The sequence below is a fragment of the Variovorax sp. 3319 genome, from assembly GCF_031456585.1.
In the GTDB taxonomy this organism is placed as follows: Bacteria; Pseudomonadota; Gammaproteobacteria; order Burkholderiales; family Burkholderiaceae_C; genus Variovorax; species Variovorax paradoxus_P.
The window spans coordinates 183,154-206,550 of record NZ_JAVDUZ010000005.1 but is presented as its reverse complement, the minus strand read 5'-3'; the positions used below and the strand labels follow the sequence as shown (position 1 = coordinate 206,550).

Below are 23,397 nucleotides of genomic sequence, written 5' to 3'. Positions count from 1 at the left end.
TGTGCAATCACACCTTCAACTATGAAAAGCACCGCGCGCCGCGGCTCATCCAGCGGCGGCAGCGTGTGCAATCCAGTCGCCACCGCCAATCACCGCACGTCCGCCGATTCGCGCCGGATGAATTTCGTAGACCAGGCACTCGAACCGCTGCGCACCCGCAACCACGTCCACGCTGCGCTTGATGTATTCGCCGGAGTTGTCATCGGCAACCTCCTCGAGCACATCGAGCGCCGCTTCCACTTCGGGCTCGATGCGATAGATCTCGCCCACCACCCGCCCTCTTCCGCTCAGCACCAGCCCTGGATAGGCGCCAAGGTCGTACAGGGTGCCTGCAATGACGGCGTCGGCCACATGAAACGGCTCGGGCCGAAACCGCGCGATATCGTTGCGCCCTCCACGGCGCAGCGTGCCGTAGACGAACACATGGCGCGGTGCGCGCGCGTTCATAGGTGCGTTGGATTTCGGCGTTTGCGGCATCATTGAATCCATCGTTCGAACAACAAGCCGTCCAGTCTATTGAACACCGCTACCCCCGCCTCCAATCGCCTCGTGGCCTATGGTTGCCTGGCCTTGAGCATGTCGCTCGTCGGCGGTTATGTCGCCCTTTCCAAGCCGCTGGTGGCTGCCTTCCCGGTACTGCTGCTCGCATGGCTGCGCTTTGGCATCGCAGCCTTGGCCATGCCGCATTGGCTCAAGCGCGCACCGGACGAACCGCCCATGAGCGGGCGCACCCGCTGGCTCGTCTTCCTGGAGTCGTTTCTCGGCAATTTCCTGTTCTCCATCTTCATGCTGTTCGGCGTGAGCCTTACCAGCGCGGTGTCTGCAGGCGTGATCATGGCGTCCATTCCCGCGGCCGTGGCGGTGGCGAGCTGGCTCTTTCTGCGCGAGCGCATCACCGTTCGCATCGGCCTTGCCATTGGATGCGCCGCACTCGGCATTGGCTTGCTCGCCCTCGTGCCGGCGCATGCGCCAGCGGCCACAGATGGCGATGCGCCGTCTTCAATGCCATGGCTCGGCAACCTGCTCGTGTTCTGCGCAGTGCTTTGCGAGACGGCCTACGCCGTGATCGGCAAGTCACTCACCGGCCGTCTCGGGCCGAAGCGAATCTCGTCGCTCATCAACCTCTGGGGCTTCGTGCTGTCGATGCCCTTCGGCATCTGGTTCGCGCTGCAGTTCGATTTTTCAGCCGTACGCTTCGACATGTGGGCCTTGCTCGTGGTCTACGCACTCGCAGCAAGCATCTGGACCGTGTGGCTCTGGATGACGGGACTGCGCCATGTGCCCGCTGCGCAGGCTGGTGTTTTTGCCGTGATGCTTCCCGTGAGTGCGGCCCTCGTGGGCGTGCTGGTGCTCGGCGAAAGCCTCTCTGGGGCACAGTTGTTTGCATTCGCGCTTGCGCTCATTGGCGTGGTGTTGGCGACCTGGCCTGAACGCCGAAGCTGAAAACCACGGGTTCTCCCCTCTGAAAAAACAACAACTCCCAATGAAAAAAGCTCTTTTTCCCTTGGAAACGAGTTTTTTCTCCTTTAGCATCCGCAATGCCACTGGAGACGCAAGTTTTTCATTGGTGACCGTTCAACCAAAAAAGGAAATCAACCATGGCAACTGCAAAGAAGGCTCCGGCCAAGAAAGCTCCGGCAAAGAAGGCCGCTCCCGCCAAGAAGGCTGCGGCTCCTGCAAAGAAGGCCGCACCGGCCAAGAAGGCAGCTCCCGCAAAGAAGGCTGCTCCTGCGAAGAAGGCTGCACCGGCGAAGAAGGCTCCTGCAAAGAAGGCCGCTCCCGCCAAGAAGCGCACGCCCAATGCCGCGTTCATGAAGGCCCTGACCCCCAGCCCGGCACTCGCCGCTGTGGTCGGTTCGACGCCTCTGCCGCGCACCGCAGTCGTGAGCAAGCTGTGGGACTACATCAAGAAGAACAACCTGCAGGACAAGGCCAACAAGCGCAACATCAACGCCGACGCCAAGCTGAAGGAAATCTTCGGCAAGCCGCAAGTGTCGATGTTCGAACTGGCTGCGCTGATCGGCAAGCACGTCAAGTAAGCGCTCGGGTACTGCGCGTCCATCGCGCTCCCGAATCAAAAAGCCGGCATATGCCGGCTTTTTTTTGGCCGCGTGCGGCGTTCGGTTCGCCTCGCTCGTTCAGCCCCGCGCCTGCGCCGCGCGCGTGATCGACGCCAGCGTGCCGCGCGTCGTGATCACCTCGGGGTCAAGCGGAATCTCGATCAGCGTGCCCGTATCGGCTGCCAGCGCGCGCAGCAGCGCGGCCTCGAACTGCGCGGTTTCGGTCACGCGCTCGGCTGCGTAGCCATACGCCCGCGCCAGGCCGCAGAAGTCGGGGTTGCGCAGCGCAGTGCCGCTCTCGCGCTCTGGATAGTCGCGCTCCTGGTGCATGCGGATGGTGCCGAACATGCCGTTGTTCAGCAGCACGATGATGCTTTTGCCACCATGCTGGGCGGCGGTCGCGAGTTCTTGCCCGGTCATCAGGAAATCGCCATCGCCCGCAATCGTGAAGGCCACCCGGCCCGTCGCCAGGTTGGCCGCAATGCCCGCCGGCACGCCATAGCCCATGGCCCCGCTGGTGGGCGCCAGTTGCGTCTTGCTGCCCCTGGCGAGCCCGTGATACCGGAAATAGCGGTGCACCCAGCTCGCAAAGTTGCCGGCCCCGTTGGTAATGGCCGCATCCGCGGGCAGGTGCTTCTGCAGCAGCGCGACCACCTCCGCCATGTCGACCGGGCCCCGCGGTGTTTCGGCCGGCATGCCGGCGAGCGCCTGAGGCTCCAGGTTCGCTTCGTAGTCCGCATGGGCCTGCGCAGCCCACTCCTCCCACGGCAAACTATTGGGTGCACTCAGCACTTCGAGGCTTCGCGCCGCCGCGCTCATGCCGGCGTTGATGGCCAGGTCGGCCTGATAGACGCGGTTGAGCTCTTCCGCGCTCGCGTGAATGTGCACCAGCTTCTGCCGCGCCTTCGGCGCTTCGAGCAGCGTGTAGCCGCCAGTCGTCATTTCGCCGAGCCGCGGGCCGATGGCGATGATCAGGTCGCTGTCTTTCACGCGCTGCGCGAGCTTGGGGTTGATGGCAATGCCGACGTCGCCCGCGTACAGCGGATGGTGGTTGTCGAACGTGTCCTGAAACCGAAAGGCGTTGGCCACCGGCAACCGCCAGTTCTCGGCAAAACGCTGCAGCGCCTGCGCGGCCTGGGTCGTCCAGCCGCCGCCGCCCGCAATCACCAGTGGCCGCTGCGACTTCAGCAGCAACTCACGCAAGGTGCGCAGCGCGCCCGGATCGCTCCACGGCTGCACTGGCTCCACGCGCGGGAGCGGCCGCGCCGGAGTCTGCGCGCGCAGCATGTCTTCGGGCAACACAAGCACCACCGGTCCGGGCCGTCCGTTCATCGCGGTCGCAAAGGCGCGCGCAACGTACTCTGGAATGCGGTTCGCATCGTCGATGCGCTCCACGCGCTTGGCGAAGCCCTTGGTGCTCGGCCCGAAGAAACTGCCGTAGTCCACTTCCTGGAAGGCTTCGCGGTCGCGAAAGTCGCTGCCCACGTCGCCGACAAAAAGCACCATGGGCGTTGAATCCTGAAAAGCGTTGTGCACGCCGATCGATGCGTTGGTGGCGCCCGGTCCGCGGGTGACAAAGCACACGCCCGGCCGTCCGGTGAGCTTGCCGTGCGCCTCGGCCATGAAGGCGGCCCCGCCCTCCTGCCGGTTGACGATGAAGCGGGCGCGTTCGCGATAGGCATGAAAGCCGTCGAGCACCGCAAGGAAGCTTTCGCCCGGAACGCCGAACGCGATCTCCATGCCCTGCTCGATCAGGCATTCGACGATCAGATGGCCGGCGGGTTGTGATGTACTCATGAGAAGTCGAACCTCAGCTGCAAATGTCTTTGGAATTATGTGCGCCCGCTCTCACCGCCTTGCGTTAATTCACCAAATGGTTAAATTCGCGCCATGAAAGTACCCAAGGATTCCCCGCCCGAAGCAGTCGAGCCGCGCTCCCGCGATGCCGACCGCTCGCAACTGGCAATTCTTGCGTCGGCGCGCGATGAGTTCGCGCAGCGGGGCCTGGCCGGCGCGCGCATGGACAGCATCGCCGCGCGCGCCGGGCTGAACAAGCGCCTCATCTACTATTACTTCGGCAGCAAGGACGACCTGTTCCTGGCCGTGCTCGAACGCACCTACGCAGACATCCGCGAGGCCGAACAGCAACTGCACCTGGACGAGATAGACCCCGTCGAGGCCATTCGGCAACTGGTCTCGTTCACCTGGCACTACTACCTCGAACACCCCGAGTTCATTACCCTGCTCAACAGTGAGAACCTGCATTGCGCAGCGCACCTCAAGCGCTCCGAGCGCATCCAGGAAATGAACTCGCCGCTGGTGCAGTTGCTCGATACGGTGCTGGAGCGCGGCAAGCGCGACAAACTGTTCCGCGCAGGGGTCGATCCGGTGCAGCTCTACATATCGATCGCCTCGCTCTGCTACTTCTACCTGTCGAACAACCACACGCTCTCGGCCGTCTTCGGCCGTGACCTGCGCGCGCCCAAGGCAATGGCGCAGCGTCTCTCGCACATGACCGACCTCGTGCTGGGCTACGTCCTGCACTGAGCGTCCGGGCGCCTCCAGCATCTCCGGGTATTTACCGATTAGCGGCGGTTGCGCTGCGGCGGCAGCCTTTCTAAAATTGCTAATTCACTTATTGGTGAATTAATCAACCAAGACAAGGCGGCCTGACCGCACGGAGACAACCCATGAAGCAACTTGTACGCACCACTGCACTCGCCACGCTTACCTGCCTCGCCGCCTTGATGCCGGGCCTGGCATCGGCGCAGAACGGGTATCCCAACAAGCCCATTCGCGTGATCGTGCCGTTCGCGGCCGGCAGCACCACGGACATCATTGCCCGGGCCATCGCCGACAAGATGGGCCAAAGCATGGGCCAGACGCTGGTAGTGGACAACCGCGGCGGCGCCAGCGGCACCATCGGCCAGCAGGCAGTAGCCACGGCGGCGCCAGACGGCTACACGATCATGATTCACTCGTCGTCGCACACGGTGAGCCCTTCGACCTTCGCGAAGCTGCCGTTCGACACGGTGAACGACTTTGCCGCCGTCACGCCCATCTCGTCGCTGCCCAATGCGCTGGTGATCTCGCCCGCGAAGAACATCAAGACGCTGCAGGAGCTGGTCGCGGCGGCCAAGGCCAAGCCGGGCACCATCAACTTCGCATCGGCAGGCCAGGGCAGCGCCACCCACCTCAACGCCGAGAAGTTCAAGCTGGCGGCAAAGATCGACGCCACCAACATTCCGTTCAAGGGCTCCGCCGAGGCGGTCACCGAAGTGCTGTCGGGCCGCGTGGACTACTACTTCTCGCCCATCGCGCCGGTCATCGGCCAGATCAAGGAAGGCCAGTTGCTTGCGCTGGCAGTTGGCTCGCCCAAGCGCGCGGCCGCCCTGCCCGACGTGCCGACCACGGCCGAAGCCGGTGTGCCGGGCTCCGAATTCAATTTCTGGATCGGCATGATGGCTCCCGCCAAGACGCCGCGCGACATCGTCAACCGGCTGCACGACGAAGTGGCGAAGGCGCTCGCTTCGCCCGAGGTCAAGGAGCGCTTTTTGAAGCTCGGTGCCGATGCATGGACGCTCAAGCCCGAGCAGTTCGACGCCTACATCAAGGACGAAATCAAGTCCAACGCCACGCTGGTGAAGGCCGCGGGGCTGACGCCGGCGCAGTAATCCGTCCTTCGCTTTTCTTCCCCTTTTCCTCCAACTCCTTTTTCGGCTGAAGACATGGCTACACAACGACTCGGAATCATCATGCACGGCGTTACCGGACGCATGGGCATGAACCAGCACTTGATCCGCTCGATCTGCGCAATTCGCGCACAAGGCGGCGTCACGCTGTCCAACGGCGACAAGGTCATGCCCGACCCGATCCTCATCGGCCGCAACGCCGAGAAGATGGAAGCGCTTGCCAAGACGCACAACATCGCGCGCTGGGGCACCGACCTGGACAAGGCGCTAGCCAACAAGGAAGACACCATCTTCTTCGACGCCGGCACCACGCAAATGCGCCCCACATTGCTGGCCAAGGCCATCCGCGCCGGCAAGCACGTGTACTGCGAGAAGCCGATTGCCACCAACCTGAACGAAGCGGTCGAGATCGCTCGCCTGGCCGAAGGCTCGGGCCTGAAGCACGGCGCGGTGCAAGACAAGCTCTTTCTGCCGGGCCTGCGCAAGCTCGACATGCTGCGCCGCGCAGGCTTCTTCGGCCGCATGCTCAGCGTGCGCCTGGAGTTCGGCTACTGGGTGTTCGAAGGCGATCTGCAGCCCATCCAGCGCCCGAGCTGGAACTATCGCAAGGAAGACGGCGGCGGCATGATCCTGGACATGATGTGCCACTGGCGCTATGTGCTGGACAACCTGTTCGGCGAGGTCAAGTCGGTGTCGTGCCTGGGTGCCACGCACATTCCCAAGCGCTGGGACGAAGCCGGCAAGCCGTATGAAGCCACAGCCGACGACGCGGCCTACGCCACTTGCGAGCTCACCGGCCACAACGGCGAGCCGGTCATCGCGCAGATCAACATGAGCTGGGTCACGCGCGTGCGTCGCGACGACCTCGTGACCTTCCACGTCGACGGCACCGACGGCTCGGCCGTGGCGGGCCTCTCGAGCTGCCGGGCCCAATCCCGCGTGGCCACGCCGCGCCCGGTGTGGAATCCGGACGAGAAGCAGATGATGAATTTCTTCGACCAGTGGCAGGAGATTCCGGATTCGCAGGTGTACGACAACGGGTTCAAGATCCAGTGGGAGCACTTCATTCGCCACGTAGTCGAGAACGAGCCCTACAAGTGGACCTTGCCCGAAGGCGCCAAGGGCGTGCAGCTGGTCGAAGCCGCGCTCGAGTCATGGAAGGAACGCCGCTGGATCGACGTGCCGGCGTTGAAGGTCTGAGGCAGGCGGCATGGCTCTTTCGCTGACTCTCCCCTCGACGAGCGGCTCGCTCGCCCCTTACACCCTGCGCGGCACCGCGCCGGTCAAGCCCGAAGCGGGCGTCAAGTTCGACCGCATCGCCTATTCGGCCGCGCACGTGGTGGCCGATCCGCTGGCCGCGGTAGACCCGTGGCTGCAGTGCGCGGTCGACTGGGACGCGACCATCGCCTATCGGCACCACCTGTTCTCGCTGGGCCTGGGCGTTGCCGAAGCCATGGACACGGCGCAACGCGGCATGGGCCTGGACTGGCCGACCTCGCTCGAGCTGATCCGCCGTTCGCTCGATGCGGCGAAAGGTGTTCCGGGCGCACTGGTGGCCTCGGGCTGCGGCACCGACCATCTGAACATCGACGACGTGAAGAGTGTCGACGACGTGATCCGCGGCTATGAAGAGCAGATGGCGGCCATCGAGGCGCTCGGCGGCAAGCTGATCGTCATGGCCAGCCGCGCCCTCGCCCGCGTGGCAAAGAGCCCGGCTGACTACGAGCGCGTGTACGACCGCATCCTGAGCCAGGCAAAGCAACCGGTGGTGCTGCATTGGCTGGGAGACATGTTCGACCCGGCCCTTGCGGGCTATTGGGGCAACAAGAACGCCGACGCAGCGATGGATACGGCGCTCGCCGTGATTGCCGCGCACCCGCACAAGGTGGACGGCATCAAGATTTCGCTGCTCGACAAGGACAAGGAAATTGCCATGCGCCGCCGCCTGCCGGCAGGCGTGCGCATGTACACCGGCGACGACTTCAACTACGCCGAACTGATTGCCGGCGATGGTTTCGGCAGCGAACCCACGCACGGCAAGAGCGATGCGCTGCTCGGCATTTTCGATGCGATTGCTCCGGCCGCCAGCGCGGCATTGGGGGCCCTCGCCCAAGGCAACACCGAAAGGTTCCACGCGATTCTCGGCCCCACGGTGCCGCTGTCACGCCACATCTTTGCGGCGCCCACCCGCTTCTACAAGACGGGCGTGGTGTTCATGGCCTGGCTCAACGGCCACCAGAGTCACTTCACGATGGTGGGCGGCCAGCAGAGCACGCGCTCGCTGCAGCACTTTGCCGAGTTGTTCCGGCTGGCCGATGCGGCCAATCTGCTGGAACATCCAGAGTTGGCGGTTCAACGAATGAAGACGCTGCTCGCACTGCACGGCGTGGAAGGCTGAGCAAGCTCATGCGCGATTTCTCGCAGAACCACGACTGGCTGTCGATCAACACGGCAACCATCCGCAAACAGTCGGGCGCCGAAGTGCCGCTGGACCGCATCATCGACCAGTGCGCCGAGCGCGGCATCCGCGCAATCAGCCCCTGGCGCGATCAGGTGGCCGCCGTGGGGCTCGACAAGATCGCAACGCAGCTCAAGGCTCATGGCATCGGCCTCTCGGGCTATTGCCGCGGCGGCTTCTTCCCGGCATCCGACGCGGCAGGCCTGAAGGCTGCGCTGGACGACAACCGCCGCGCCATCGACGAAGCCAGGACGTTGAATGCGCCGTGCCTGGTCCTGGTGGTCGGTGCGCTACCCGGCGCCCTCGAAGGCAAGGCGGCCTACAAGGACATCGCCCGCGCACGAGGCGAGGTGCGCGACGGCATCGCCGCATCGCTGGAGTACGCGCGCGAAGTCGGCATGCCGCTTGCCATCGAGCCCTTGCACCCCATGCAAGCAGCCGACCGTGCCTGCATCAACACGCTCGAACATGCGCTGGACATTTGCGACGAGCTCGATGCAGGCAGGAGCGGCATGCTCGGTGTGGCGCTGGACATTTATCACGTGTGGTGGGATCCGAAGCTGCAGCAGCAGATTGCCCGCGCCGGCCGCGAGCGCCTGCTGGCGTATCACGTCTGCGATTGGCTCACGCCGACGCGCGACCTGCTCTCCGACCGCGGGATGATGGGTGACGGCGTTGTGGAACTCAAGAAGATCCGCGGCTGGGTCGAAGACGCAGGCTTTGCCGGGTTCAGCGAAGTTGAGATCTTTTCGAGCCTCGACTGGTGGAAGCGGAGCGGCGACGAGACGCTCGATGCTTGCATCGAGCGGCACAAGCGGGCTGTTTGAAATCTCCTGGGCGCGCCGCCTCGAACAGCAGCGCGACGAAGAACAGCCACTTGTGCTGCAATTCGCCCATGGCTACCCCGACTCTGGACGACCTGCGCCGCTATGCAATAGCCCGCACGCTCTTCAAGCCCACCACCCTGCCCGGCGCAATCCGTCAACTCGGCTTTGTTCAGGCCGACCCGATTCGCGCCCCCGCGCGTGCACAAGACCTGACGCTGCGCCACCGCGTGAAGGACTATCGCGCGGGCGATCTCGAAAGCCGCTACACGCGCCTTGCCATCGAGGAAGACTGCCTCGTCAACTACGGCTTCCTGCCGCGCGAGCACCTCGCGCTGATGCATCCGCGTGAACCCAGGCAGCCATGGGACGCGGACACCCGCCGCAAGGCCGCCGACGTTCTGGCATTCGTGCGCGAGCACGGGCCGGTGCATCCGCGTGAAGTCGAACAGCACTTTGCCCACGGCAGCGTAAAGAACTATTGGGGCGGCTCGAGCAATGCGACGACGCGGCTGCTAGACGGCCTGCACTATCGCGGCATGCTGCGCGTGGTACGGCGCGACAGCGGCACGCGCGTCTACGAGGCCGTCACGCATGCGCCCGCTGACGAAAGCCCCGCCGGCCGTGCACACAGAGCCGCCGCACTCATCGACCTTGTGGTGCGCAAGTACGCGCCGCTGCCCGCCGCAAGCCTGACCTACCTCGTGCGGCTGCTCGGCTACGGCGCTCCGCATCTTTCGGTGCAGACCCAGGCGGCGCTGCGCCTTGCACGCGAAGAACTCGCGAGCTGCCGCATCGACGGGACGACCTGGTACTGGCCAGCCGACGAGAACCCCGCCTCGCGCCGTCATGCGCCTGACGATGAAGTGCGCCTGCTCGCCCCGTTCGACCCCGTGGTGTGGGACCGGCGCCGCTTCGAGCTGCTGTGGGGTTGGACATACAAGTTCGAGGCCTATATGCCCGCGCCCAAACGGCAGTTCGGCTACTACGCCCTGCCGCTGCTTTGGCACGACCGCGTCATCGGCTGGGCCAACATCACTGCGCCCGAAGGCCGGTTGCAGCCTGCGTTCGGCTATGCGGAACGAAAGCCGCGCAATGCGGCGTTCAGCGCGGCGCTCGACGACGAGCTGCAGCGCATGACCCGGTTTCTTGTCAGGCGCTGAACCGCAGCCGCAATCGCAGCCACGCAAAGAAAATCCCCGCGCTGCGGAAGGTCTGGCGCGCGGGCGACAACCCGCTGCGCGGCACGCTCCTAGAATCGCGCGGTCGTCCGGCGTGCCGGACGGCAAGCGTTCTCAGGGCGGGGTGAAACTCCCCACCGGCGGTATTGGCGGCTTCTTCCAGAGAAGAACTGCACGAGCCCGCGAGCGCCCGCGGCCTGCGACAAACAGGCCGCGGGGTCAGCAGATTTCGGTGCAATTCCGAAGCCGACGGTCACAGTCCGGATGAAAGAGAGCGCGAAAATGCGGGCTGGCCCGCGCGCTTTGCCGTCTCTCGTGCAATGGCGCGTGGTCTGGCTTGCGGTTTCGTGCGCCCTGATTCAGGAAACCTGCTTTCAAGAGGCACACCATGAGTCAGATCAACGACCTTCCCCTTTCCGCCATCAACGCGTCGGGCAATCCGCGCGGCGAGCGCATCGCTTTTGTCGAGGCGCAGTGGCATTCCGACATCGTTCACCAGGCGCGTGACGCCTTCCTTGCCGAGATGGAACGGCTCGGCGTGGCGCGCGACCTCATCGACGTGTTCGACGTGCCCGGCGCCTTCGAGATTCCCCTGCACGCCAAGCGTCTTGCCAACTCCGGCAAGTACGCTGCCATTGTGGGCTGCGCGCTGGTGGTGGACGGCGGCATCTACCGCCATGAGTTCGTGGCCAGCACCGTTGTCAGCACGCTGATGTCGCTGCAGCTCGAAACCAACGTGCCGATTTTTTCGGCCGTGCTCACGCCGCACCACTTCCACGAGCACGTGGAGCACCGCAAATACTTCCACCGCCACTTTGCCGTCAAGGGCACCGAAGTGGCCGAAGCCTGCGTCAAGACGCTCGAAGGCCTGAAGAAGGTCGACGCACTGCTGGCTGCGTGACAAGCGGCGGGCTGCTGCAGTAATCTGGGCGGATGACATCTTCATCCGCCTCTTCGAGCGACCGCTACACCCTCTATGGCGCGCCAGGTTCGGGCGCCACGCCTGTGCATGCGGCGCTGACGCTGATCGGTGCGCAGGTCGATACCGTCGACGTTTCCCCGTGGGAAGGCGACTCCGAGCGCGATCGCGTTTCGGGCGTCAACCCGATGCGCCAGGTTCCCGCGCTTGTGCTGCCTTCCGGCGAGGTGATGACCGAGAGCGCGGCCATCCTCATCTGGCTTGGCGACCGCTATCCCGAAGCCGGGCTTTGCCCCGCGCCCAACGATCCGCTGCGCGCGCGCTACCTGCGGTGGATGGTGTACCTGCCGGCGGCCATCTACTCGCTGTACTGGGTGCGCGACGATCCGACGCGGCTCACGCCAGACCCCGCAGCCCAGCCTGCAATGCTCGAACGCTCGGCCGAACGCATTGCGCACTGCTGGCACCTGATGGACACGCAGATCGACGAACCCGCGCCCTATTTGCTCGGCGAGAAGATCAGCATGCTCGACCTCTACGTGACCGTGCTGTCGCGCTGGACGCCGCATCGACGGCGCTTTTACCGCGTGGCGCCGCGCATGGCCCAGGTGGTGCGGCGCGTGGACGCCGAGCCCCGGCTGGCCGAGTTCTGGGCGGCGCGCTTTCCTTTCTCGCTAGATCCGCAAGTGCAGCAAGAATGACGACGACCGTATGACTGCACGCACCCCGACCACGGCTTATCCGATGACCATCTTCCACAAGCCCAACTGCAGCACCTCGCGCAACGTGCTGGGCTTGATCCGCGAGAGCGGCGTGGAACCGGAGATCGTTCTTTACCTGGAAACCCCGCCGCCCAGGAAGAAGCTGCGCGAACTGGCAGAGGCCATGGGCATGAGCGCGAGCGACCTGTTGCGCACGAAGGAAGCGCCCTATGCAGAGCTGAAGCTGGACGACCCAAAGTGGACCGACGACCAGCTGTTCGACTTCATCGTTGCCAACCCCATCTTGCTGCAACGGCCCATCGTGGTCTCGCCGCGCGGCACGCTCATGTGCCGGCCGTGGGCCCGCGTGCGCGAGATCCTTCCCGACTCGTAAAGACGAGAGCCGGCGGCTAGCCGCGCTGCAGCAGCGCGGGTACGCCGGAAGCCAGCATCGCCACGCCCGATGCCGTCAGCAGCCCCAGCACCAGCTTTCGGAATGCCGCCTCGCTGATGCCGATGTAGAGCCGAGCGCCTAGCAGCACCGGTACCGCGACAGCCAGTGCTACTACGCCCAGCAGCGGCACCATCGAGCGGCCGATGCTGCCGCTCGCCAGATGGATGGCAAACGCCACGACGAGCATCGAAAGGTTGAAGTTCTGGATCACCGCGCGCTGCGTATCGCGCTGGAAGCCGCGCAGCGTGCACCAGAGCGTGGGAATGGTGCCCGAGAAGCCGCCGATGCCGGCCATGGCACCGCCGATGGTTCCGGCGATCCCATCGGCGATTCGTCCGCCGAAGGTCACCTTGGGCAGGTGCTGCGACATCAGCATGGCAGGACACCAAAGCACCAGCAGCACCCCGAGGCAGACCTTGAAGAGCACAAGATCGAGATGCGGCAGCAGCCATACACCGAAAGGCACGCCGACCAGCCCGCCAAGTACGAAGGGCCACAACACATGCTTGTCAAAAGTGCGGCGCACTGTAACGGCCGCAATCACCTGGCCCGTGAGCGCGCCGAACAGCGAGAGCACGGCAGCCAGTTGCGGCTCCAGGGTCCAGGCCCAGACCGACATTGCCACCAGGCCGAATGCAAAGCCCGACAAGCCCTGCACAAAACCCGCCAGCATGGCGCCGACAATCACATACACATACAAGGCCTGCATGCGGCCGATGATATCGGCCGCATCCGCACCGCCACGTTGGCGGCACCACCCCTGAACGTCAGGCCGAAGCGGGCAGCAGCGCCGTACGGCGCGCCTTGGTCACATTGAACGCGCTGGCAACCAGCACACCCTGCACCAGGGCCAGGCCGACGATCACGCTCGTGTACTGGGCATGGTCCATGAGCCGGCCGAACACCAGCGGCGCCAGCGCCTGGCCGATGTCCAGGCCCGCGTACACCACGCCATACACGCGCCCCGTGGCGTTGGGCGGTGTCGAGCGCTTGACCAAGAGGTCGCGCGAAGGCCCGGCCACGCCAGACACAAACCCCATCACACCGAACAGCACCGGCACCAGCACCGGCGGGAACTGCGCAAAGGCCAGCACCAGCGCAACGGCCGCTGCAATGCCGAAGCCGGCTCCCACGATGCGCTCGCAGCGTGAGGGATCGGAGGCCAGAAAGCCGCCCGCCACCATGCCGGCCGCGCTGGCCACCATGTACACCGTAAGGCAAACCGCCACCAGCGCCACCGGCACCGCATGCAGGTGGCCTGCAGCCACCGGCGCGAAGGTCTGCACCACGCTGATCACGACGGCATACAAGAAGAAGAAGCCGAAGCACATCCACACGGCCGGAATGCGCAGAAAGTCGAACTCGCCGCCGATGGGTGCCGGCTCGCCGTGACCGGTGGCTTTTTGCACCGCCTTCACGTCCAGCGCCAGCACGCTGCGATAGATCCAGAGCACCAAGAGCACCACAATGGCCAGCGCACCTGCCGATGCCAACGCCACGCGCCACGAATAGGCAATGGCAATCGGCACCACGAAGGCAGGTGCCAGCGCCCAGCCCAGGCTGCCGGTAATTCCGTGCACGCTGTAGGCGTGACCCAGCCGCGTGGGTGCAACCTTGCGGTTGAAGAGTGTGTAGTCGACAGGGTGGAACACGCCATTGCCGATACCGCCGACGATCGCGCAGGCCAGCAGCATCCAGTAGCTCTGGGCCAGGGCGTAGCCGAAAGCTGCCAGCGCCAGCGCACCAAGGCCCACGAAGAGCACCGGCCGCGGACCGAGTTTGTCGACGATGAAACCAGAAGCCGCCTGCACGATGCACGACACCACGAAGAACACCGTCAGGACCGCGCCGAGTTCGGTGTAGCTCACGTTGAAGGCGTCCTTCAACCAGGGAAACAGTGGCGCCAGGATCAGTTGGCTGAAGTGGCTGATGGCATGGGCCAGGCCCACTAAGCCGATCAACTGGGCATCGCTGCGCAGGTTGGTCGAAGGGGTGGTTGTCGGAGAGGAGGTTGAAGACATGGATTGCTACAAAAAACCGCGCAGGCACCGATGCTATGCCCGCGGGTCGCGGCAGAATGGCGATACAGCGACAACATTTGTCGAAACCATGCCAAGCGCCGTCTCTCCCCCTTTTTCGCCCGACGCCGGAAGCCCTCGCGCCGCCAAGCCACGCGGCCCGAACGTGGCACCGGTCACCAGCGTCGCCTCGCTCACGCCGCACCTCTACGCACCCGACGCGGTGCGGCCGTTGCGCGCCAAAGAACATTTCCTGAGCGCCGACACCTTTGTCGAGCTGCACCAGCACCCGTGGCCGCAGCTGACCTTCTCCACGCGCGGCGTGATCCGGCTCAGCACGCAGGACGGCAGCTACATCGTGCCGCCCTCTCGCGCAGTCTGGGTGCCGGCCAACATGCCGCACAGCATCATGCTGATAGAAGATGCCGAGCTGCGCACCGTGTACCTGCATGCCTGGCTCGGACCGCCGTGGGAGAAGTGCGAAGTGCTCGAAATCAGCCCCCTGTTGCGTGCGCTGATGCTCGCGCTCGACACCACGCCAGATGGGCTGCCACCAAGCGACCCGCATGCACCCCAGCGCGAACGCATGATCGCCCCGCTGCTGGTCGACGAGCTGGAGCGTGCCACGCAAATTCGCATCGATGTGCCGCTGCCCACAGACAAGCGGCTGCGCCAGCTTTGCGAAGCGCTGCTGCGCAACCCGGCTGACCGCGCGACGCTGGCCGAGCGCGCCGCCGCCATCGGCGCGAGCGAGCGGACCGTGGCGCGGCTCTTTCGCGACCAGCTCGGCATGAGCTGGCAGCAGTGGCGCCAGCAGGCCGTCATGGCGCACGCACTGCCGCTGCTGGCACGCGGCATGGCGGTGAGCCAGGTGGCGGCAGCCAGCGGCTATGCCACCGACAGCGCGTTCTGCGCCATGTTCAAGGCGGCCACCGGCCGTTCGCCGACATCGTTCCAGCACCGCAAGCGCTCGGCCGCGCTCGCCTGATGCCCTGGCATCAGGTCAAGCCGTCACGGCGCTCTGGCAAGATCGGCGGGCCCCAAAAAACCACGGACCCTCCGACCGACCTGCCCCATGGCGCCCATTTCCCGATCGCATCGCCCCTTGACCTGGACCGCAGACATCGGCGAGCGCATGCGCTCCCTCTTCTGGCTCAAGGCAATCGGCACCACGGTGTTCACCTGGGTTTTTTTCATCGGCTATTTCCATCTGCTCCGCAACCCTGCGTACCCGGTCGTGGTGATGCCGCTCACCGCGCTGGACCACCTGATTCCGTTCCAGCCCTACACGCTGGGGGCGTACCTGTCGCTCTGGTTCTACGTGGGCATTGCGCCCGGACTGCAGTTGGGCTTTCGAGAGCTGGTGGTCTACGGCCTGTGGATCGGCGCGCTGTGCCTTACGGGCCTGGGCCTCTTCTACTTCTGGCCGACGCAAATTCCACCGCTTGCCATCGACGTGTCGGGCTACCCCGGCTTTGCGATGCTGCAAGGGGTGGATGCCGCAGGCAACGCCTGCCCTTCCATGCACGTGGCCGTGGCCATCTTCACGGCCATACGCCTGGACCACGTCTTGCGCGAAGCACGCACACCCGTTTTTCTGCGCCTTGCCAACTGGTTCTGGTTTGCCGCCATTGCCTACTCGACGCTCGCCGTCAAGCAGCACGTGGTGCTCGACGCAGTGGCCGGTGCATTGCTGGGAATGGCCTTCGCGCTCCCCTCGCTCCGGTGGCGCCCCGTGTACAGAAACCGGGGCAATACTTTGGTTGGAGCGGATATCATTGGCCATCACTGACCCACAAGCCGAGCGAGGAAGGGGTCGATCCCATGGAGCACCCTGAAGGGTGACGATCGATCAGCGGCTGGCACACGACAACAGGCATGGCACGATGAGTTCGCTGAAGGAATTGCAGGACCTGATCCACGAGAAGTACGGCATCGAGCCGTCAAAGCTCGACCCCAACGCGTCGATGCGCGAAACCGGCGGACTCGATTCGCTGGCATTGGCCGAGTTCCTGTTTGCCATTGAAGACCACTTCGGCATCACCATGCCCGACGACGACGCGAACATCGACACGCTGGGCGAGTTGGCGTTGCTGGTCGACAAGGTCAGGGCCGCGAAAACAGCGTGAACCACGAGGTCTGCGTCACCGGCCTCGGCGTCATGGCGCCGCACGGCGGCGAGCCCGATGCGCTGTTCCAGGCCCTGCTCGATGGCCAGTCGGCCATTCGCCCGATCTTTCCCGAGCTACCCAAGCCAGCTGCCGCAGCCACGGTGGCATTTGACGAAACACGCTGGTTTACCAAGCTGCAGCTCGCCGGCGTCGACCGCGTCAGCCAGCTTGCCGTGGCAGCCGCCGATCTTGCGCTGCAAGACGCGGGCTTCGACCTTGCAAACGCCGATCCCGAGCGCATCGGCATCTACGCCGGGTGCGGCATGGGCGGCGCCGCGGCACTCGAGGCCGCCTACCGCGGCGGCACGCGCGTGCCGCCGCTCACCATTCCGGCCTTCATGCCCAACGCGCCCGCGGCGCACGTGGCCATGCGCAATGGCGTGCAGGGGCCGGTGCTCACCTATTCGGTTGCCTGCGCGTCGTCGTCGGTTGCCATTGCCGAAGCTGCAAAGGCCATCCAACGCGGCGAAGTCGACCTGGCGATTGCCGGCGGCAGCGAGGCGCTCATCGTCCCGGGCGTGGTGCTGGCGTGGCAGGCCATGCAGACGCTGGCCAGCTTCCAGCCCGGCGAAGCGGCCGGCGCGGTGCGGCCCTTTGCCAGCGACCGCAGCGGCTTTGCGCTCGGCGAAGGCGCAGCTTTCCTGGTGCTCGAATCCGCCGAACGCGCCCGTGCCCGGGGCGCCCGCAGCTATGCCACGCTGGCCGGCTGGGGCCTGAGCAGCGATGCCACCCACCTCACCAAACCCGACGCGCCGGGCCAGGCGCGCGCGCTGCGCCAGGCGTTGCGGCAGGCCGGGCTCGCGCCGCGCGACGTGGGCTACTGCAACGCACACGGCACGGCCACGCGCATCGGCGACGTGGTCGAGCGCAACGCGCTGGCGGACGTGTGGGGCGACGATTTCGACCGGCTGCGTGTCAGCTCTACCAAGGCGCTGCACGGCCACATGCTCGGTGCGGCGGGTGCAATCGAAGCGCTCATCACCGTGCTTGCGCTGCATCGCAAACAGTTGCCGCCCAACGCCCACTGCAACGAGATCGATCCCGCCTGCAGCATGAACCTCGTGTCCGCGCAGCAAACCAGCGCGCCAACCATCGAAGCGGCCGTCAGCAACTCCTTCGCTTTCGGCGGCACCAACTCCGTGCTGCTTTTTCGCCGCGCCTAGCCGGGCGGCAACTTCTGCGAAGCGCCGGCCTCACTGAGCCACTCGACAAACGCTTCCGCAAGCGGGTCGGCTGTCCTGTTCGGCGCCATGAAAACGCTGTAGCCCCGGCTCGACGGCGCCCGGTGCGGGCAGGCCAGCACCAACTCTTGCGAACGCAGCTCGCGCTCGACGAAATAGTGCGGCACCAGCCCCACGCCAAGGTCTGCGCGCACCGCAGCCACCAGTGACGAGAAAAGATCGAAGCGGTGCCCAGCCACCAGGTTTTCGGGTGGCCGTGCGTGTGCCGTCTGCGCGAACCATTCTTCCCACGCACCCATGCGGGTGCGCAACTGCAGCAGCGGCGCAGCGCGAAAGTCCCCGCGCGCCATTGCGGGCCGGCCCTTGGCGTGGGGCGAGCACACCGCAACGCAAAACTCGTCCATCAGGGGCCGCGCATTGGCGCCCGGCCACACGGCGTCGTCGTATTGCACGCCAACGTCGAAAGGCATGTCCTCCATGTAGAGCTCGGTCGGAAAGACCTGCAGGTGCAGGCTGCAACCCGGATGCCGTGCAATGAACTGCGGCAGCCGCGGCAGCAGCCAACCGTCTGCCAGAACCGGCACCGCGCCCACAATCAGCCGCAACCCGTCCGCGTGCTGCGCCATGGCTTCGAGCGTGTGGTTCTGCAGCCGAAGCAGATCGCCGGCAATCTGCCCGTGATAGCGGCGCCCAGCGTCGGTGAGTTCGGTGCCTCTCGCGGTGCGCTGCACCAGCCGCACGCCAATCTGCGATTCGAGAAGCCGCAATTGCTGGCTCACCGCGCTGTGGGTGAGACACAGTTCCTCTGCCGCCTTGCCGACGCCGTGATGGCGCGCCACCGCATCGAAGATCAGCAGCGCACGAGTGCTCGGAATGTGGCGGCGCATGGCTGGCTCGTTAGAAAAACTGACATCGCTGAAGATTAAACCAGAGCAGGCGAGCCCCGTGTCCGGAAGAATTGCTGACGGCGCCGCGCCGGCAGAGCCTTTGGTCGCTGCTCATCCACTCCTTCTTCACTTCCAGGAACCTTCCGTCACCATGTCCCACCGCGCGTCTTTTCGCCTCGCCCCCGTTGTCCTCGCCCTGGCCTGTGTTGCCGGAATCGTCCACGCACAAACGGGCGCGGTCACGGCCACGCCTGCACAGGTTCGGCCCGAAGTCGACAAGGTCTACACACAGCTCATGGCTTCGCCCGCAATCCAGAAGCTGCTCGATTCGGTCAAGGCCGACCACGAGCGCTCGGTCGAAGACTTGAAGATGCTGACCGAGATCGAGGCGCCTCCCTTCAAGGAACAGAAGCGTGCCGAAGCCTTCCTGGCGCGCATGAAGGCACTTGGCCTCACCGATGCAAAGATCGATGCCGAAGGCAACGTGGTCGGCCTGCGCAAGGGCACTGGCAACGGGCCCAAGCTGCTGGTTTCGGCGCACCTCGACACCGTGTTTCCCGCCGGCACCGACGTGAAGGTGAAGGAGCGTGACGGCAAGCTTTATGCACCCGGCATTTCAGACGACACACGCGGCCTTTCGGTGCTGCTGTCGTGGCTCAAGGTGCTCAACGACAACAAGGTACAAACCGTGGGCGACCTGCTGTTCGTCGGCAATGTCGGCGAAGAAGAACTCGGCAACCTGCGAGGCATGAAGGCGATCTTTCGCGACCATCTCGACATCGACGGCATGGTCGGCCTCGAGCCGGCAGCCGACGGCACGGTGCTGATGCTCGGCACGGGCAGCCACCGTTATGAAGTCACTTTCAAAGGCCCGGGCGGCCACAGCTTCGGAGCTTTTGGCCAGGTGCCCAGCGCCATCCACGGCATGGGCCGTGCCATTGCCAAGATTGCCGAAGTTCGCACGCCGAGCTTTCCGAAAACCACCTTCACGGTCGGCACCGTGGGCGGCGGCACATCGGTGAACACCATTGCGCCGGATGCCCGCATGGCGATCGACATTCGCTCGGACGAGATGGCGCCGCTGCTCGAAACCGAAAAGAAAATCCTCGCCGCCATCGACGAAGCCGTGGCCGAGGAGAACAAGCGCTGGAACGTGACCACGCTGAGCGCCAGCAACAAGCTGATCGGCGATCGTCCCGGCGGCCGCACCCCATCGGATTCGGTGATGGTGGAGGCAGCCACGCGCTCGAATACCGCCTTCGGCCAAAAAACCCTGCTGTCGGGCGCGAGCACAGATGCCAACGTACCGATGTCTCTCGGCATCCCGGCAATCATCATCGGTGCGGGCGGCAAGACGGGCGGCTTCCATGCGCTGTCCGAGTGGATCGACGTGACGGACGGCTGGAAGGGCGCACAGAACTCGCTCGTCACCGTGCTGGGTCTCGTCGGGGTGCAAGGCACGACGGCGCCATTGCTCGAAAAGCGAGCCCCTCGCACCAAGTAGGCGCGGGCAAAGGCGACCGGCCCGGACTCTCCGGTATGCTGGCGGGCGCCTCTCCACCCTCGCCCGCCGCGCACGTGCCGTCCGCTTCTGCCGTGCGCTCGTAACGCTTCATGAATCCGGCCGCCCGCTCCTCTTCTTCATCGTCTTCCTTGCGCCAGCGACTTTCCCGCTGGATTCCGTGCCTCGCGTGGCCACGCCCCTCGGCCGCGCTTTTGCGCAACGAGGCAATGGCGGGTATCACGGTGGCGTTGATGGTCATTCCCCAGGGCGTGGCCTACGCGGCGCTGGCAGGCATGCCGCTGGTCACCGGTGTTTACGCGGCGCTGTTTCCGGCGCTCGTCGCGGTGATCTTCAGTTCGTCGCAGCGGCTGTCGGTAGGGCCCACCGCGCTTACAAGCCTGCTGGTGGGCGCCTCGCTCGCGCCGCTGGCGGTGCCCGGCAGCACCGATTGGGTTGCCATGGCGGTGTGGCTCACGCTGATGTCGGGGGCCATCCAGATGGTGCTGGGCGCGGGCCGTTTCGGCTGGCTGCTGCGGCTGGTGAATTCGCCGGTGCTGATCGGCTTTACGCAGGGCGCGGCGGTGCTGATTGCCATCTCGCAGTTGCCGGCGTTGCTCGGATTCACCGGCCGCACCATTGCGCAGGTGCTGCGGGGCGGACCGCTGCCCGACATGGTGGCGATTGCCTTCGGACTCGGCAGCATTGCCGTGCTGTGGCTCGGCAAGCGCCTGGCGCCGCGCTTTCCGACCACCATGGCGCTGGTGGCGGGCGCCGCGGCCATCAGCTGGACCATCAACTACGCGCTGCGCGGCGGCGCAGTGGTGGGGAGCCTCCCCTCGGGCCTACCCTCTTTCTACTGGCCAGGGCTGCTGCCCTTGAACACGTTCAGCGCGCTGGTCTTGCCCGCACTGATGATCACGCTGGTGAGCTTTTTGGAAACCGCATCGAGCGCCAAGGTCGACAACGCGCGCGCCGGCACGCTCTGGAACGAAAACCAGGACCTGATCGGCCAGGGCCTGGCCAAGCTGGCTTCGGGTTTCTCGGGCTCCTTTCCCACCAGCTCGTCGTTCTCGCGCTCGGCCATCACGCTCTATGCAGGCGCGCAGACCGGCTGGGCCACGCTCTTCAGCGTGATCGTGGTGGCCGGCGCATTGCTGTGGCTGATGCCGCTGCTCTACCACGTGCCGCAGGCGGTGCTGGCGGCGGTGGTGGTCACGGCCATTCTGGGGCTGGTCAAGCCGGCGAGCTTCGTTGCGCTGTGGCGCGTGTCGCGCATCGAGGCGGGCATCGCGTTCGGCACCTTCGTGCTCACCATTGCTACCGCACCAAGCATCTACTGGGGTGTGCTGGGGGGGCTGCTCGCAAGCATGGCCCACTACATGTACCGCCACCTGCATCCACGCATCATCGAAGTGGGCCTGCACCCCGACGGCAGCCTGCGCGACCGCCACCTCTGGAAGCTGCCGCCGCTGGCGCCGCATCTGTACGCGCTGCGCATGGATGCCGAGCTCGACTTTGCATCGGCCTCCACGCTCGAGCGCGCGCTCACCGTTGCCCTGGCCGAGCGCCCCGACCTCACCGACGTGTGCCTCTTTGCGCAGCCGATCAACCGCATCGACATTACGGGCGCCGAAGTGTTCGGCTCCATCCGCCGATTGATGGAAACCAAGGGCGTGCGCCTGCACCTGAGCGGCCTGAAGCTGCCGGCAATGCAGGTGCTGGAGCGCGCCGGCCTGCTCGCACCCGGGCCGATGCTCTTCAGCTACCGCACAGATGCCGAGGCACTGGCGGCGCTGGCCCAACCCGCCCAAGCTGCACCCGCCGCCCCGTTGCAGAGCGAAGCCGCCGCCTGAACACGCAGCACTTCTTGCCATGAAGACCACCATCGAAGAACTGGTCGCATTCCGCGCCGTGGTGGACACCGGCTCCATCACCGCAGCATCGGAGCAGCTCTCGCAAACGGTCTCCGGCATCAGCCGCGCACTCAGCAGGCTCGAGCAGAAGCTCGAAACCACGCTGCTGCGGCGAACCACGCGGCGGCTTGAACTCACCGAAGAAGGCGCGGCTTTTCTGCTGCGCACGCGCGCCATCCTCGCCGCCATCGACGAGGCGGAAGAACAGCTTGCCGCGCGCCGGCAGCAGCCCGCCGGGCGCCTGCGAGTGAACGCGGCCTCGCCCTTCATGCTGCACGCCATCGTGCCGCTGGTGCCCGAGTTCCGGCGGCTGTTTCCGCAGATCAGCCTGGAGCTGGATACCGACGACCTGCCCATCGACCTGCTGGAGCGCCGCACCGATATTGCGATTCGCATAGGGCCGCTGCGCGACTCCACGCTGCACGCGCGTCCGCTCGGCACGCACAGGCTGCGCGTGCTCGCAAGCCCGGCCTACCTGGAAGCACACGGCAAGCCGCGCAAGGTGGCAGACCTTGGCGACCATGCATTGCTGGGCTTTACGCAGCCCGAATCGCTCAACCGCTGGCCGCTGCGCGGCGCGCATGGCGACGAGTGGACCATCACGCCCACGCTCGCCGCGTCGAGCGGCGAAACGCTGCGCCAGCTTGCACTCGCAGGCGTGGGCATCGTTTGCCTGTCCGATTTCATGACCAGCGCCGACCGCGCTAGCGGTGCACTGGTGCAGGTCCTGTCGAAGGAAACGGTCGACGTGCGCCAGCCGGTCAACGCCGTGTACTACCGCAACACGCAGCTGTCGGCGCGGATCACTTCATTCCTGGACTTTCTCTCGCAACGCATGGCCTGAAGAGAATCAGCGCGCCGCTACAAAGGCCTCCACCGAGGCCGACTTGATTTCGTAGCCGCTCACGCCCATGTCCGCCGACGAGTAGCGCGCCGCCTTCAACAGCCCGCTGACACGCACCGTGTCCATCGCATGCAGGCCCTTCACGGTGTCGGCTGCGATGACGTGCACGATCTGGTTGGCGGGCGGCGGCGGCGTGTGTATGCAGGCGCCGAAGTAAGGCACCAGCAGAAATTCGCGAATGCCGCCCTGCGTGTTGTCCAGCGGAACCACGAAGCCCGAGAGCCGCGCGGCAGTGCCGTCGAGCGCCACATTGACCGGAGCGTTGTCCCAGACGGCACGCATCTCTTCCAGCATCTGCACCGCGCGCGGATCGTTGTCGCGCAGCGACTCCAGGCTGATGTCGCGGTAGCGCCTGGTAGGGTCCCAGTTCTTGGGAACGAGCTCTTCCCACTTGAGTTCCTGCACTGCGCCGATCGCAGCCGGAGTGCTGTCTGAGGCCGGTCCGCAGCCCGCCAGAGCCAGTGCGCCCAGGGCTAGCAGAAAAGTCCGCAAGGCGCGGCGAACGAGGGCTCTCATGGTCTCTATTGTGC

General features: G+C 65.4%; 24 protein-coding genes and 1 riboswitch. Of the genes, 18 read left to right on the top strand and 6 right to left on the bottom strand.

Translation table 11 applies throughout. The annotated features are described in order from the left end of the window. Positions 1-45 precede the first annotated feature (45 nt). Positions 46-447: a gamma-glutamylcyclotransferase family protein gene (locus tag J2X67_RS12480; RefSeq protein ID WP_309953401.1), complete on the bottom strand. Its 402-nt coding sequence runs from the start codon at positions 445-447 to the stop codon at positions 46-48. A gap of 69 nt (positions 448-516) precedes the next feature. On the opposite strand from J2X67_RS12480, the gene J2X67_RS12475 reads away from it, so the two are divergent. Further along, positions 517-1,443, top strand: coding sequence for a DMT family transporter (locus J2X67_RS12475; RefSeq protein ID WP_309953399.1), 927 nt, complete (start codon positions 517-519; stop codon positions 1,441-1,443). Between the two features lie 155 nt (positions 1,444-1,598). Beyond that, on the top strand, positions 1,599-2,039 hold the full coding sequence (locus J2X67_RS12470) for an SWIB/MDM2 domain-containing protein (protein WP_019653319.1): 441 nt from the start codon (positions 1,599-1,601) through the stop codon (positions 2,037-2,039). Positions 2,040-2,138: 99 nt separating this feature from the next. Here J2X67_RS12470 and J2X67_RS12465 read toward each other — a convergent pair whose 3' ends face one another. Next, on the bottom strand, positions 2,139-3,857 hold the full coding sequence (locus J2X67_RS12465) for a thiamine pyrophosphate-binding protein (protein ID WP_309953397.1): 1,719 nt from the start codon (positions 3,855-3,857) through the stop codon (positions 2,139-2,141). A 93-nt stretch (positions 3,858-3,950) separates the two neighbouring features. Here J2X67_RS12465 and J2X67_RS12460 point away from each other — a divergent pair, with 93 nt between their 5' ends. From J2X67_RS12460 to arsC, 9 genes are all read left to right on the top strand, one after another. Next, positions 3,951-4,607, top strand: a complete 657-nt coding sequence (locus J2X67_RS12460; protein ID WP_309953395.1) for a TetR/AcrR family transcriptional regulator — start codon at positions 3,951-3,953, stop codon at positions 4,605-4,607. Positions 4,608-4,750: 143 nt separating this feature from the next. Further along, on the top strand, positions 4,751-5,734 hold the full coding sequence (locus tag J2X67_RS12455; RefSeq protein WP_309953394.1) for a tripartite tricarboxylate transporter substrate binding protein: 984 nt from the start codon (positions 4,751-4,753) through the stop codon (positions 5,732-5,734). 54 nt (positions 5,735-5,788) lie between these two features. Then, positions 5,789-6,952, top strand: a complete 1,164-nt coding sequence (locus J2X67_RS12450) for a Gfo/Idh/MocA family protein (RefSeq protein WP_157613194.1) — start codon at positions 5,789-5,791, stop codon at positions 6,950-6,952. A gap of 10 nt (positions 6,953-6,962) precedes the next feature. After that, positions 6,963-8,150, top strand: coding sequence for a dihydrodipicolinate synthase family protein (locus tag J2X67_RS12445; protein WP_309953393.1), 1,188 nt, complete (start codon positions 6,963-6,965; stop codon positions 8,148-8,150). Positions 8,151-8,158: 8 nt separating this feature from the next. Continuing rightward, positions 8,159-9,037 (top strand): sugar phosphate isomerase/epimerase family protein, encoded by an 879-nt coding sequence (locus J2X67_RS12440; RefSeq protein ID WP_309953391.1) that lies wholly within the window; start codon positions 8,159-8,161, stop codon positions 9,035-9,037. A gap of 68 nt (positions 9,038-9,105) precedes the next feature. Continuing rightward, positions 9,106-10,197, top strand: coding sequence for a DNA glycosylase AlkZ-like family protein (locus J2X67_RS12435; RefSeq protein WP_309953389.1), 1,092 nt, complete (start codon positions 9,106-9,108; stop codon positions 10,195-10,197). Between the two features lie 124 nt (positions 10,198-10,321). Continuing rightward, positions 10,322-10,495, top strand: a riboswitch (FMN riboswitch). Between the two features lie 108 nt (positions 10,496-10,603). Next, on the top strand, positions 10,604-11,116 hold the full coding sequence (locus J2X67_RS12430; RefSeq protein WP_309953387.1) for a 6,7-dimethyl-8-ribityllumazine synthase: 513 nt from the start codon (positions 10,604-10,606) through the stop codon (positions 11,114-11,116). Positions 11,117-11,148: 32 nt separating this feature from the next. Then, positions 11,149-11,835, top strand: a complete 687-nt coding sequence (locus J2X67_RS12425; protein WP_309953386.1) for a glutathione S-transferase family protein — start codon at positions 11,149-11,151, stop codon at positions 11,833-11,835. Between the two features lie 10 nt (positions 11,836-11,845). Next, on the top strand, positions 11,846-12,229 hold the full coding sequence (gene arsC, locus J2X67_RS12420) for an arsenate reductase (glutaredoxin) (RefSeq protein ID WP_309953384.1): 384 nt from the start codon (positions 11,846-11,848) through the stop codon (positions 12,227-12,229). 16 nt (positions 12,230-12,245) lie between these two features. Here arsC and J2X67_RS12415 read toward each other — a convergent pair whose 3' ends face one another. Both J2X67_RS12415 and J2X67_RS12410 read right to left on the bottom strand, forming a co-directional pair. Then, positions 12,246-12,998, bottom strand: coding sequence for a sulfite exporter TauE/SafE family protein (locus J2X67_RS12415; protein ID WP_309953383.1), 753 nt, complete (start codon positions 12,996-12,998; stop codon positions 12,246-12,248). Positions 12,999-13,056: 58 nt separating this feature from the next. Beyond that, positions 13,057-14,310 carry an MFS transporter gene (locus J2X67_RS12410; RefSeq protein WP_309953382.1) on the bottom strand — a complete coding sequence of 418 codons (1,254 nt, stop codon included), beginning with the start codon at positions 14,308-14,310 and terminating at the stop codon, positions 13,057-13,059. A gap of 88 nt (positions 14,311-14,398) precedes the next feature. On the opposite strand from J2X67_RS12410, the gene J2X67_RS12405 reads away from it, so the two are divergent. From J2X67_RS12405 to J2X67_RS12390, 4 genes are all read left to right on the top strand, one after another. Next, the gene (locus J2X67_RS12405) at positions 14,399-15,295 is read left to right on the top strand and encodes a helix-turn-helix transcriptional regulator (RefSeq protein WP_309953379.1); all 897 of its coding nucleotides are present in this window, start codon (positions 14,399-14,401) and stop codon (positions 15,293-15,295) included. 117 nt (positions 15,296-15,412) lie between these two features. Continuing rightward, entirely contained in the window at positions 15,413-16,099 is a 687-nt protein-coding gene (locus J2X67_RS12400) for a phosphatase PAP2 family protein (RefSeq protein ID WP_309953378.1), read from the top strand. A 49-nt stretch (positions 16,100-16,148) separates the two neighbouring features. Beyond that, positions 16,149-16,436: an acyl carrier protein gene (locus tag J2X67_RS12395; protein ID WP_309953376.1), complete on the top strand. Its 288-nt coding sequence runs from the start codon at positions 16,149-16,151 to the stop codon at positions 16,434-16,436. Then, positions 16,433-17,641: a beta-ketoacyl-[acyl-carrier-protein] synthase family protein gene (locus tag J2X67_RS12390; RefSeq protein WP_309953374.1), complete on the top strand. Its 1,209-nt coding sequence runs from the start codon at positions 16,433-16,435 to the stop codon at positions 17,639-17,641. The genes J2X67_RS12395 and J2X67_RS12390 overlap by 4 nt, the downstream gene beginning before the upstream one ends. On the opposite strand, the gene J2X67_RS12385 is transcribed toward J2X67_RS12390, so the two are convergent. Continuing rightward, the gene (locus J2X67_RS12385) at positions 17,638-18,546 is read right to left on the bottom strand and encodes a LysR substrate-binding domain-containing protein (protein WP_309953373.1); all 909 of its coding nucleotides are present in this window, start codon (positions 18,544-18,546) and stop codon (positions 17,638-17,640) included. The two genes, J2X67_RS12390 and J2X67_RS12385, sit on opposite strands and share 4 nt — an antisense overlap. 151 nt (positions 18,547-18,697) lie before the next feature. On the opposite strand from J2X67_RS12385, the gene J2X67_RS12380 reads away from it, so the two are divergent. The 3 genes from J2X67_RS12380 to J2X67_RS12370 all read left to right on the top strand — a co-directional run bounded on the left by J2X67_RS12380 (position 18,698) and on the right by J2X67_RS12370 (position 22,807). Further along, a complete protein-coding gene (locus J2X67_RS12380; protein ID WP_309953371.1) occupies positions 18,698-20,050 on the top strand; it encodes a M20/M25/M40 family metallo-hydrolase in 1,353 nt (450 codons plus the stop codon). Between the two features lie 110 nt (positions 20,051-20,160). Further along, positions 20,161-21,903 carry a SulP family inorganic anion transporter gene (locus J2X67_RS12375; RefSeq protein ID WP_309953370.1) on the top strand — a complete coding sequence of 581 codons (1,743 nt, stop codon included), beginning with the start codon at positions 20,161-20,163 and terminating at the stop codon, positions 21,901-21,903. A 19-nt stretch (positions 21,904-21,922) separates the two neighbouring features. After that, positions 21,923-22,807 carry a LysR substrate-binding domain-containing protein gene (locus tag J2X67_RS12370; protein WP_309953369.1) on the top strand — a complete coding sequence of 295 codons (885 nt, stop codon included), beginning with the start codon at positions 21,923-21,925 and terminating at the stop codon, positions 22,805-22,807. Positions 22,808-22,813: 6 nt separating this feature from the next. On the opposite strand, the gene J2X67_RS12365 is transcribed toward J2X67_RS12370, so the two are convergent. Further along, positions 22,814-23,383, bottom strand: coding sequence for a DUF3299 domain-containing protein (locus J2X67_RS12365; RefSeq protein ID WP_309953368.1), 570 nt, complete (start codon positions 23,381-23,383; stop codon positions 22,814-22,816). Positions 23,384-23,397: the final 14 nt, after the last annotated feature.

Excerpts from the sequence above, each read along its gene's own strand:
- J2X67_RS12365 (WP_309953368.1), bottom strand. The coding sequence starts at position 23,383 with ATGAGAGCCCTCGTTCGCCGCGCCTTGCGGACTTTTCTGCTAGCCCTG.
- J2X67_RS12440 (WP_309953391.1), top strand. The coding sequence starts at position 8,159 with ATGCGCGATTTCTCGCAGAACCACGACTGGCTGTCGATCAACACGGCA.
- J2X67_RS12430 (WP_309953387.1), top strand. The coding sequence starts at position 10,604 with ATGAGTCAGATCAACGACCTTCCCCTTTCCGCCATCAACGCGTCGGGC.
- J2X67_RS12465 (WP_309953397.1), bottom strand. The coding sequence starts at position 3,857 with ATGAGTACATCACAACCCGCCGGCCATCTGATCGTCGAATGCCTGATC.
- J2X67_RS12460 (WP_309953395.1), top strand. The coding sequence starts at position 3,951 with ATGAAAGTACCCAAGGATTCCCCGCCCGAAGCAGTCGAGCCGCGCTCC.
- J2X67_RS12375 (WP_309953370.1), top strand. The coding sequence starts at position 20,161 with ATGAATCCGGCCGCCCGCTCCTCTTCTTCATCGTCTTCCTTGCGCCAG.
- J2X67_RS12385 (WP_309953373.1), bottom strand. The coding sequence starts at position 18,546 with ATGCGCCGCCACATTCCGAGCACTCGTGCGCTGCTGATCTTCGATGCG.
- J2X67_RS12415 (WP_309953383.1), bottom strand. The coding sequence starts at position 12,998 with ATGCAGGCCTTGTATGTGTATGTGATTGTCGGCGCCATGCTGGCGGGT.
- J2X67_RS12445 (WP_309953393.1), top strand. The coding sequence starts at position 6,963 with ATGGCTCTTTCGCTGACTCTCCCCTCGACGAGCGGCTCGCTCGCCCCT.
- J2X67_RS12380 (WP_309953371.1), top strand. The coding sequence starts at position 18,698 with ATGTCCCACCGCGCGTCTTTTCGCCTCGCCCCCGTTGTCCTCGCCCTG.
- J2X67_RS12405 (WP_309953379.1), top strand. The coding sequence starts at position 14,399 with ATGCCAAGCGCCGTCTCTCCCCCTTTTTCGCCCGACGCCGGAAGCCCT.
- J2X67_RS12370 (WP_309953369.1), top strand. The coding sequence starts at position 21,923 with ATGAAGACCACCATCGAAGAACTGGTCGCATTCCGCGCCGTGGTGGAC.
- J2X67_RS12410 (WP_309953382.1), bottom strand. The coding sequence starts at position 14,310 with ATGTCTTCAACCTCCTCTCCGACAACCACCCCTTCGACCAACCTGCGC.
- arsC (WP_309953384.1), top strand. The coding sequence starts at position 11,846 with ATGACTGCACGCACCCCGACCACGGCTTATCCGATGACCATCTTCCAC.
- J2X67_RS12425 (WP_309953386.1), top strand. The coding sequence starts at position 11,149 with ATGACATCTTCATCCGCCTCTTCGAGCGACCGCTACACCCTCTATGGC.
- J2X67_RS12480 (WP_309953401.1), bottom strand. The coding sequence starts at position 447 with ATGAACGCGCGCGCACCGCGCCATGTGTTCGTCTACGGCACGCTGCGC.
- J2X67_RS12470 (WP_019653319.1), top strand. The coding sequence starts at position 1,599 with ATGGCAACTGCAAAGAAGGCTCCGGCCAAGAAAGCTCCGGCAAAGAAG.
- J2X67_RS12455 (WP_309953394.1), top strand. The coding sequence starts at position 4,751 with ATGAAGCAACTTGTACGCACCACTGCACTCGCCACGCTTACCTGCCTC.
- J2X67_RS12435 (WP_309953389.1), top strand. The coding sequence starts at position 9,106 with ATGGCTACCCCGACTCTGGACGACCTGCGCCGCTATGCAATAGCCCGC.
- J2X67_RS12450 (WP_157613194.1), top strand. The coding sequence starts at position 5,789 with ATGGCTACACAACGACTCGGAATCATCATGCACGGCGTTACCGGACGC.